The organism is Nostoc sp., from assembly GCF_036919895.1.
Classification (GTDB): Bacteria; Cyanobacteriota; Cyanobacteriia; order Cyanobacteriales; family Nostocaceae; genus Nostoc.
Window position 1 is genome coordinate 77,530 of the sequence record NZ_JBALBW010000099.1, and the last position, 10,467, is coordinate 87,996.

9 protein-coding genes and 1 riboswitch are annotated in these 10,467 nt (G+C 41.9%); of the genes, 6 read left to right on the top strand and 3 right to left on the bottom strand.

Annotated features, from left to right (window positions below):
- Positions 1 to 229: 229 nt before the first annotated feature.
- The 6 genes from V7K55_RS20320 (at position 230) to V7K55_RS20345 (ending at position 5,586) form a co-directional block, all read left to right on the top strand.
- Positions 230 to 1,162, top strand: coding sequence for a DUF4349 domain-containing protein (locus V7K55_RS20320; RefSeq protein ID WP_334834423.1), 933 nt, complete (start codon positions 230 to 232; stop codon positions 1,160 to 1,162).
- A 234-nt stretch (positions 1,163 to 1,396) separates the two neighbouring features.
- The gene (locus tag V7K55_RS20325) at positions 1,397 to 2,752 is read left to right on the top strand and encodes an NAD(P)/FAD-dependent oxidoreductase (RefSeq protein WP_334834424.1); all 1,356 of its coding nucleotides are present in this window, start codon (positions 1,397 to 1,399) and stop codon (positions 2,750 to 2,752) included.
- A gap of 202 nt (positions 2,753 to 2,954) precedes the next feature.
- The gene (locus V7K55_RS20330; protein WP_334834425.1) at positions 2,955 to 4,190 is read left to right on the top strand and encodes an LL-diaminopimelate aminotransferase; all 1,236 of its coding nucleotides are present in this window, start codon (positions 2,955 to 2,957) and stop codon (positions 4,188 to 4,190) included.
- Between the two features lie 149 nt (positions 4,191 to 4,339).
- A complete protein-coding gene (locus V7K55_RS20335; RefSeq protein ID WP_334834426.1) occupies positions 4,340 to 4,639 on the top strand; it encodes a Uma2 family endonuclease in 300 nt (99 codons plus the stop codon).
- A gap of 3 nt (positions 4,640 to 4,642) precedes the next feature.
- Positions 4,643 to 4,939, top strand: coding sequence for a Uma2 family endonuclease (locus tag V7K55_RS20340; RefSeq protein ID WP_334834427.1), 297 nt, complete (start codon positions 4,643 to 4,645; stop codon positions 4,937 to 4,939).
- A gap of 263 nt (positions 4,940 to 5,202) precedes the next feature.
- The gene (locus tag V7K55_RS20345) at positions 5,203 to 5,586 is read left to right on the top strand and encodes a hypothetical protein (RefSeq protein WP_334834428.1); all 384 of its coding nucleotides are present in this window, start codon (positions 5,203 to 5,205) and stop codon (positions 5,584 to 5,586) included.
- A 185-nt stretch (positions 5,587 to 5,771) separates the two neighbouring features.
- Here the strand turns inward: V7K55_RS20345 and V7K55_RS20350 are convergent, their stop codons facing one another.
- The 3 genes from V7K55_RS20350 to V7K55_RS20360 all read right to left on the bottom strand — a co-directional run bounded on the left by V7K55_RS20350 (position 5,772) and on the right by V7K55_RS20360 (position 10,334).
- A complete protein-coding gene (locus tag V7K55_RS20350) occupies positions 5,772 to 6,068 on the bottom strand; it encodes a hypothetical protein (RefSeq protein ID WP_334834429.1) in 297 nt (98 codons plus the stop codon).
- A gap of 340 nt (positions 6,069 to 6,408) precedes the next feature.
- Complete coding sequence (locus V7K55_RS20355; protein WP_334834431.1) at positions 6,409 to 7,767, bottom strand: voltage-gated chloride channel family protein; 1,359 nt, start codon at positions 7,765 to 7,767, stop codon at positions 6,409 to 6,411.
- A gap of 95 nt (positions 7,768 to 7,862) precedes the next feature.
- Positions 7,863 to 7,946, bottom strand: a riboswitch (Fluoride riboswitch).
- 138 nt (positions 7,947 to 8,084) lie between these two features.
- Complete coding sequence (locus tag V7K55_RS20360) at positions 8,085 to 10,334, bottom strand: cation:proton antiporter (protein ID WP_334834432.1); 2,250 nt, start codon at positions 10,332 to 10,334, stop codon at positions 8,085 to 8,087.
- Positions 10,335 to 10,467: the final 133 nt, after the last annotated feature.

Below are 10,467 nucleotides of genomic sequence, written 5' to 3' on the forward strand. Positions count from 1 at the left end.
TCAAAAATATCAACTACCAGAAAGCAATTTTACGACCCTATTGGCAAACAGACTTGTTGCAGATATTTTTTGAAATAATCGTCAAATGACTTGCTAATAATCTTTTTGAGATATCTCATCAAGCTCTGTAAATAAAATGACTAACCCTGTTACATAAATCGCAACAATACAGGTTTTAAGTTTTACTTCAGTAATACTAGGGTTAACTTCATCCATCTGGGGGTAGATTATGTATACTTCGACTAAATTCCCGCGTACATCTGCTTTATTTATAAGTGCGTTATTGGGAGGAGTGATTTTCACCAGTTGCGCCTCTTCTCATCAGTCAGCAAATAAGTCTGCACCTCAATCTGCGCCTCAAATTGCAGCCGGTGACGCGGTAAATCAATTACCTGCTCGTGAAAGCAGTATTTCCCAAAAGGCGGAAACTGCACCAATAGCTCGTTCTCGTCCCCAACTCATTAAAAAGGCAGCAATATCTTTGACTGTCAACTCTGTAGATAAGACTGTTGATGCTGTTTCGCAAATTATTAATCAACAGCAAGGAGATTTAATCGGGTTGAAACAACAACAACCCAAAACTGACAACCCGCGTTACACAGCAACAATCCAATTGCGGATACCAGAGAACCGACTAGAACCTACTTTAGAAGAACTAGCTAAATTGGGCACTGTCGATAGTCGTAATATTACTGCCGAAGATGTGGGCGATCGCCTGGTAGATTTTCAAGCCAGATTAACCAATCTCCAAAAAACAGAAGCCAATTTGCAGAAAATTATGGATCGGGCAGGTTCCATCAGAGATGTGCTTAGTGTTGCTCAAGAATTAAGCAATGTTAGACAAACGATAGAACAAATTAATGCCCAACTCAAAAACCTCCAAAATCAAGTTGCATATTCCACAATTACGCTGAACCTAGAAGCAGCTGTTTCTAGCACCAGTCCCCAACCCGCCTTGGGTTTGCAAGTTCAAGAAACTTGGAACAACTCTACCCACTCTTTGAGTGCATTTTCCGTTGGCTTACTCAAGCTGGGTATTTGGTTAATTGTTTACAGCCCCTATTTGTTAATTTTTGCTGCTCTTATCTATGGCTTTAGGCGTTGGCGACGTAATCATTCACCACGTTTGACACAAACACCAGAATCAACTCGTCCTGAGTAGAATTGCGTAAAACCTGCATCTGCTGTTGATAAATTTACACAAGTAAATAATAATTTAAGTATTGTCAAATCTTATTGTCTGAGCCTCTATCTTTAAAGGTTCTATTTATCCTGTAGTTTTGATTACTTTAATCATCTTGCAAATGTAAACAGCAATACAAAATATATGATGACAATTTTGATACAAATTTGTTAAGAATAGTTACAATAGTCGGAATACAGGATAATATTTCTTATGGTAAATTCACTTGACAATAATCCACCCCATAAAGTAGTTATTGTAGGCGGTGGTTTTGGTGGACTGTATGCGGCTAAAACACTCGCCAAAGCAGCAGTAAACGTTACTCTGATTGATAAACGAAACTTTCATCTATTTCAACCCCTGTTATATCAAGTCGCCACAGGTGCGCTATCTCCTGCTGATATTTCTTCACCGTTGCGTTCTGTCCTCAGCAAGAGCAAGAATACGAAAGTGCTGTTGGGAGAGGTGAATAATATCGATCCAGAAGCAAAACAAGTGACTGTGGGCGACGAAGCAATAGCTTATGACACGTTAATTGTTGCTACAGGTGCAAAGCATTCCTACTTTGGCAAAGATAACTGGGAAGAATTCGCCCCAGGCTTGAAAACAGTAGAAGATGCTATAGAAATGCGTAGCCGGATCTTTTCGGCCTTTGAAGCCGCAGAAAATGAAACCGATCCAGAAAAACGCCGTGCTTGGTTAACTTTTGTAATTGTGGGTGGTGGCCCAACAGGTGTAGAGTTAGCGGGTGCGATCGCAGAATTGGCAAACCAAACCCTCAAAGACGATTTCCGCAACATCGACACATCAGAAGCCAAGATTTTGTTATTAGAAGGGCTGGATCGAATTTTGCCACCCTTTGCACCAGAGTTATCACAAGAAGCAGAAGCATCTCTGACACGGTTGGGGGTAATTGTCCAGACAAAAACACTGGTAACGAATATTGAAAATGATACAGTTACCCTCAAACAAGGCGATGAAGTTAAAGAAATTGCCTCAAAAACGGTATTATGGGCAGCAGGTGTAAAAGCTTCAGCAATGGGCAAAGTGTTAGCAGAACACACAGGTGCCGAGTGCGATCGCGCTGGGCGCATTATTGTTGAATCTGACTTGAGTATTAAGGGACATCCCAATATTTTTGTAATTGGCGACTTAGCAAATTTTTCTCATCAAAATGGTAAACCGTTACCTGGTGTTGCACCTGTAGCCAAGCAGCAAGGCGAATATGTAGCAACATTAGTTCAGCAGCGCCTTGCAGGTAAAAATTTACCACCCTTTGCTTATACCGATCATGGTAGTTTAGCGATGATTGGACACAATTCTGCTGTGGTAGATTTGGGCTTTATGAAACTGAAAGGTTTCTTTGCATGGCTGTTTTGGCTGTTGATTCACATCTACTTCTTAATTGAATTTAACAACAAATTAGTAGTAATGATTCAGTGGGCATGGAACTATTTCACCCGTAATCGTGGAGCAAGATTAATTACAGGTAAAGAATCGCTCACGGAGTTTGTAATTAGCGATCGCAACAGTTATTCAGCCGAGAATAAACAGCCGCTAAATGTCTAATTGGGAATTGGAAATTGGAAAGAGGCAGAGGGGAAAATTAATCTCCCTGCTCCCTGCTCCCTTGCTTCTTCCCCAGTCCCCAGTCCCTAATCCCCAGTCCCCAGTCCCTAATCCCCAGTCCCTAATCCCCAATCCCAATCCCAATCCCCCGCCCTCATAAATTAGCAGTAAGCTGTTTGAGGGCGTTTTTCATAATTTAGACATGGCAACTATTAACGACAACTACCTGAAACTGAAAGCGGGTTATCTGTTTCCAGAAATTGCTCGGCGGGTGAATGCCTTTGCAGAAGCCAATCCTGATGCTAAAATAATCCGGTTGGGCATTGGCGATGTTACCGAACCTCTGCCGGAGGCTTGCCGCACAGCTATGATTAAAGCTGTGGAAGAAATGAGCGATCGCAATACCTTCAAAGGTTACGGCCCTGAGCAAGGCTATGCTTGGTTACGAGAGAAAATTGCTGCTCACGATTTTCAAGCACGGGGAGCCGAAATTGATGCCTCAGAAATCTTTATCTCCGATGGTTCCAAGTGCGACAGTGGCAATATTCTGGAAATCTTTGGTCATGACAATATAATTGCCGTTACTGACCCAGTTTATCCCGTATACGTAGACACTAACGTTATGGTGGGAAATACGGGAGATGCTAACGATAAAGGCGAGTTTGAAGGCTTAGTTTATCTACCAATTACGGCTGAAAATAACTTCACTGCCGAAATTCCCTCAAAGAAAGTCGATTTAATTTATCTCTGCTTTCCTAATAACCCTACTGGCGCAACTGCTACCAAAGAATATCTCAAAGCATGGGTAGACTATGCTAAAGCTAATAACTCGATTATTTTCTTTGATGCAGCCTACGAAGCTTACATCACCGATCCATCACTTCCCCACTCAATTTATGAAATTGAAGGTGCAAGAGATGTTGCGATCGAATTTCGGTCTTTTTCCAAGAACGCAGGTTTTACAGGAACCCGTTGCGCCTTAACAGTTGTACCGAAGACACTCACAGGAAAAGCCGCCGATGGTTCTGATGTGGAACTATGGAAACTCTGGAATCGTCGCCAATCAACCAAATTTAACGGCGTTTCTTACATCGTCCAACGGGGAGCCGAAGCGGTTTACTCTGAAGAAGGGCAGATACAAATCAAAGGATTGGTTAGTTTCTATTTAGAAAACGCCAAAATTATCCGCGAAAAACTCACAGCCGCCGGATTATCAGTTTATGGTGGCGTGAATGCACCTTACGTCTGGGTAAAAACGCCTAATGGTTTATCCAGTTGGGAATTCTTTGATAAATTGCTGCAAACTGTCAACGTTGTCGGGACACCTGGTTCTGGCTTTGGTGCTGCGGGTGAGGGTTACTTCCGCATTTCGGCCTTTAACAGCCGGGAGAATGTCGAAGAGGCGATGAAGCGGATTGCTGAGAAGTTTAAGGTGTAGCGATCGCTTTTGTTAAACTCAATCTATTAGTCTAAAGGTTACGGTGGGCTGTATTATCCACCGCAACCTCATAGATAATTATTAAGATTCAGCTTATTGATATTTTGGTTATGACTGCTGCTATCCCCGTTTTCAAAGCTGTTAGCTAGATGCAATTAGCACCTGGTAGCATGGTGACAATTCCTGATGTTAGCTGGGAAGAATTTGAATCTATTTTGGAAGAATTGGGAGAAAAAAGAACTACACAAATTGCCTACAGCCAGAGTACTTTAAAAATTATAGCTCCTTTACCAGAACATGAAATTCCCAAAGATTTAATTTCTGATATTATCAAAATATTGTTGAAGGCTAAAGATATCAGATATCAACCTTTTGGTTCCACCATCTTTAAAAAGCAAGGTTTAGCAGGAGTTAAGCCTGATGCTTGCTTTTATATTCATAATTATTAACAAATGATTGGCGATCGCCGCTCGCAACCTAACGATCCGCCGCCAGATTTAGCGATTGAAACTGATGTCACATCAAAAACTACTCTTGATGCTTATGAAGCCATTGGAGTTCCAGAACTATGGGTTTACGATAATGGAAACCTTTCTATTTATTTGCTGAGAGATGGGAAATATATAAAATCTAATAGCAGCCCTAATTTTGAGGATATAGCTATTACTCAGATTATCTCCATTGCTGTGGAACGTAGTTGGCAAGTAGGAAGTTTTCAAGCTTTGAAAGAATTGGAAGCAATGATTTAGTAAATGATCAAACAAGCATCGCTCATTTTGCTTAATGATGATCAAGCTAGCAGTAATTCATTTCTTTGCGCCCTTCTCTGCGAGATGGTGTGCGTAGCTTATTTATCGGCAGGAGTACGCGGTTGGTTTAAAAAAAATGTTTTTCACAAATCATCTAGGATTGCTATATACTGCAATGTCTGAAGATAGTTTAAGCAATTTCAGCCTGATACTTCCCTTAATTTGATAAACTAAGGAAAAATGTCTAGGAGCTACCATAAAAGATGAGTGACTACCCCAAGCACGAAACGTCGTTTGAATTATTCCAACGCTCTCAACGTATAAAGGATGAAAACCAGCTATTCCTTGATCAGTTGGAAGCAATCGAGAATTTCTTCTGCGATACAGATAGATTTGACAACATCAGACAACTAGCTGATCTATGCGCGTTGGACCTCCATACAATTCAGAACTCTCTTGGTAGAACTATCACGAGGCTATCCATCCCTACGGCGCAACTGAGCTGGATGTATCCAGAATATGCTGAAGCTTTAAAAAAACTCACTCAGGCAATGCAGATTATTAATGATGCATCTAAACTGATTGAATCGGCTGAAGATAACTTCAACATCCGAAACGAAGAAAAATTCAGAAACACAGATAAATAAGATAGAAGGCAACGCATTCAAAAATTTGGCGTTGCTGAATTAGGGGATGATTTCGCTCAATTTATAACGAGTTTTCAATGGTTTCAACTGCCAACTCATCCCACATTTATCTAACACCAAAAATTTCAATAATAAGACACTTAGCAATTTTGGGATTTACCAGGGTAGATAAAGTGTGATCCCCTTCACGTTGTGGTTGTAAACTTAGCATTTTCGCTAAGTTTGGCAGAATGACTTTCTGGCTCTGAATACATAGCAAATAACTCACTAAAAACCTCTTTCCCATTAATCTCTCCACTACTAACAAATCGTTCTACCTCAACCGAACCATCCTCAAAAAATTCTACTTCCCATCGTTCCCCAGCCACCGCCACATTTACCATAATAGTTTCATCCCGATGATGAGCTAAGGTGTAACTAATTCTCTCTTGTTCCAATTGATTTAGAAAAGTAACTAGTTTGTCAAATCCATGATTCTTCATTTGTCAAACCTCTTATCGCTTAATAACTTGCGAACAACTTTAAAACCCGGTTGATTTACTTCTGCTCCCGCTTCAATCTCTTCCCATAGCATTTTACAAAACTCATCCCAACTGGGCGATTCTTCCGGGAGTGGAGCCTGTTTTATACTACCCTTCTTGTACTTTAAGATTTCAGACACCTTTTGCCCAGCAAATTTATGTACGATTTCCCCCTCTCCTTTTGATTGAGTAGCTACTTTCCTTTATACAATAGCGATCGCACATACGTAACTACTCTAACTATGCGATTAATCTAATATGTATGGCACTTTCCCCATTATCCCTTAATTGCACCAATAAATTATTCCTGAGAATTACTTTCTTGTTCTTCGCTATCATCAGGTAGATCAATTTTTTGCTCAACTTTTTCTCGCCCATAATTAGCCAAAGTCACCCCTTCTTCTAAATATACAGCAGAGTATTTACTCAATCCAATACGTTGTGCTGAGTAAATTCCAGAATGACCTGAAAATAGATAGCTCACTACACAGCCAATAGCAATAAATACTCCCGATTCCAGACCAAATAATTCAATTCCCATTAAGGTTGATGCTATCGGTGTATTGGCTGCACCCGCAAACACGCCCACAAATCCCATTCCTGCTAACAGTGGTGTAGGTAATGCTAAAAGCAACGACAACGCATTACCTAAAGTTGCACCAATAAAAAACAAAGGTGTTACTTCTCCTCCTTTAAAACCTGCTCCTAAAGTTAGAGCAGTCAGACCCAATTTTGCGGCAAAATCCCAAGGAGGTAGTTGAGTAGAAAAAGAATCAACGATAGTAGGGATACCAAGCCCAATGTATTTAGTTGTTCCACTTAACCCAACAATTACTGCTATCATCGCACCGCCGATAAAAGGACGCATTGGAGGATAAGATATTTTTGCTTTAAATAAGTGACTAATTTGGTGAGTTACTTTAGCAAAGAATCTCGCTACAATTCCAAAGATTGCACCTGCAATAATGGCAGCAATCAGCCCCCAAATTGTCAGTGTCGGTATAGACGGAGCGTGTAGGTATGCAGTATGATGCAAACCCAATAACAAGGTGACTTGATTCCCAACGATGGCAGCAATCAAAGAAGGGAAAAGAGCATCATAATTAAGTTTCCCAATTGCTAAAACTTCTAGACCAAATACAGTCCCAGCTAAGGGAGTACCAAAAACTGAAGCGAATCCTCCACTGATACCCGCCGTTAATAAAATTCGCCGATTGGCTCCTTTAAAATGTAATATTTTAGTTAACTGGTCTGCCAATGAAGCACCCATTTGTAATGCTGTACCTTCACGACCAGCGGAACCTCCAAATAAATGTGTTAGGTTTGTTCCTAGCAAAACAAGAGGAGCCATGCGAAAGGGAATAACACTTTTCGGGTTATGGATTTCTTCAAGTAAAAGGTTATTTCCGGCTTCTACATTTCGACCAAATTGATGATAAATCCAACCACTCAGAAAGCCACCAAGGGGAAGTAAGGCAATAATCCAGCGATGGGATTCTCGCCAATCGGTTGCCCATTCTAATGATGCTAAAAGAGCCGCAGAAGCCGTTCCAGCAAGAATGCCTACCACAATGGAAATAGGCAGCCACTTAATTAAGTGTGGTAATGCAATAAACGGTTCAAATTGACGAAAATGTTTTATAAATACACTGCTGAACATTCCATGACTCCTTGAGGCGTGATTTGTAGACTTACACTTTCTACAGAAGAGTCAGGTGATGTGTTTTCTCAAGCCCTACTCTCCCGCAGTTAGCGAAGAAAGTAGGAGCCATCAGCCTTTCAGTAAAGATATTTGGGACTGAAAAGGCGGTTTCGGCGAGCTCCATCGCCATTGATTTAAGGATACCATTTTTGCTTTTAGGGATTACCAAATAAAAAAATATCCCAAAACTGACGCAAAAATCTTCTCTATTTCTCCTCTGTCTGTGTTCTCTGCGCCTCTGTGGTAGCCTGCGGTAAGCCGCTTTGCATCTACGTTTATATCGCAAATAACTGTTCTAGTTGACTCAGACCTGTCAAGCTACCACATAATAATACTTGGTCGCTAACTTGCAAGTCCATGCCGCCATCAGGATAGCGGATAAATTTACCATCTCGCCGGATTGCTTGTACTTGGACTCCAAATTGCTTGGCGATATCTAAATCTGCAAGGGTTTTACCTAGTGTTGGCGCATCTGCATTGACTGTAACCCACTGACAAGCACTATTTTCACCGGGAACAGCAGCTTGTCCCTTAGCAAACTCTGCCAAAGCCGCTAGTTCTTCATCTGCTCCCACTACTAGCAAGCGATCGCCTTCTTCCAATCTGGTTTTATTATTGGGATAATCGATTTCATCGCCGTTAGCGCGGCGAATTGCCATCAAACTCGCTCCTGTTAAGTAGCGCATATCTGCTTCTTCTATGCTCATACCAATTAAGGGCGAATCAGATGGTAGAGGATACCAGCGCTGATTTAAATCGCGAGTTGCTTGGCGTAAATCACGAGCAACTTCAGTTGCAGAACGTTCTGGGCGAAAATCTAAATAATGATCGTTGCGGATTTTCTGCATTTCCAGTTGGACGACAGCTGGCGACAACAAGCCTAAGCTAGTTAATAAATGAGTTGCCATTTCTAAGCTGGCTTCAAACTCTGGTTGCACAACTTCTTTCGCTCCTAATTGATACAACACTTCAATATTTTTATCCTGGGTAGCACGGACAACCAAATCTAATTCTGGGCGCAATTCCAAAGCGCGTTTCAAGCAAAGACGGGTACTCATGGGGTCAGGGAGGGCGATCGCCATTCCTTTGGCATGATTTACCCCGGCGGTTTCTAAAACGTGTAAACTCACGCAATTGCCATAGACATAAGATACGCCAGTTTCACGCAACTGCTGAATTCTTCTCTCTGATTGGTCAATTACCACCACAGGTAGATTGTGTTGTAACAACAACTTCACCAAATTTTTGCCAACTCGCCCATAGCCACAAACTACTACATGGTCTTTAAAGGGCAAATCATCTGATACATCCCGCGCCTCTTGTTCTTCTAAGTACGGTTTTAACCAAGGCATTGATTCAGCAAAGTTAAATAAAAATGGCACTAACCGCAGAACAAAGGGAGTCAGCATGAGGGTAACTGCGGTGGTTCCCAAAATTAATAAGTATATTTGTCGGGACACCAGCCCTAAAGATTGTCCCTCACTGGCGAGAACAAAAGAAAATTCCCCAATTTGCGCCAGTCCCAAACCGGCGATGATGGCTGTTTTTAAAGGGTAGTGGAATAGTTTCACTAGGGGCGTGATAATCAAAAATTTCCCGACGAAAACTATTGCCACCAGCCCTAAAATTAATTCTAGGTTGTTCCACAAAAACACTGGGTCAATTAACATCCCAATGGCGGCAAAAAATAAACTGGCAAAGATATCTCGCAGAGGTTCGACATAAGTCAGGGTTTGATCGGCGTATTCCACCTCAGAAATCATCAAACCGGCAACAAATGCCCCCATTTCAATAGATAGCCCCAAATGTTCTGTCAACAGGGCAATACCCAAACAGAGAGCTACAACCCCTAATAAAAATAATTCTCGGCTTTCGGTACTGGCTAAGAGTCGCAACAAAGGTGGTATCAGCCAAATTCCCGCAGCGACTGCACCAGCAGCAAATAAAGCAATCCACAGTAACGCTGTCAGTACGGCGATGCCAATAGTTTCTGCTGGTTGGTTAAGGGCTGGTAAGACTGCTAACATCAGTCCTAGTGCTAAGTCCTGGACTACTAAAATCCCTAGCATTACTTGTCCGTGAGGCGTTTCTGTTTCGTTGCGTTCCATCAAGCACTTGAGGACAACCGCCGTGGAAGACAAGGACAGAATACACCCCAAAAACATCCCCTTAGCGGGTAAGGCTCCCCAGGCTCCGCTTAAACCACACACCACAACTGTGACTAAAATTGTCAGAGCAATCTGGAGTCCACCTCCACCAAGAGCGATCGCTTTTACCTTCTTGAGTTCCGCCAAGGAAAATTCTACACCCAAGGCGAATAACAAAAAGGCAACACCGAATTGTGCCAGAGTCTCTACTTGAATAACTTCTTTAATTAGTCCTAGTCCGGCGGGGCCAACGATCATCCCGCCGATGAGATAGCCTAGCAGCACGGGTTGTCGCAAAAGTGCTGCCAACAGTCCACCACAGGCTGCAACGCCCAAAACTAAAACTAAATCAACAATTAGCCTAAAATCTTCTTGCACCAGTTTTAAAAGAACTATTTATTAAGACCTATTAATTCAGGATACAAAGTTTTGGGGATTGGGGATTGGGGATTGGGGATTGGGGATTGGGGATTGGGGATTGGGGATTTGGGACTGGGGATTGGGGACTGGG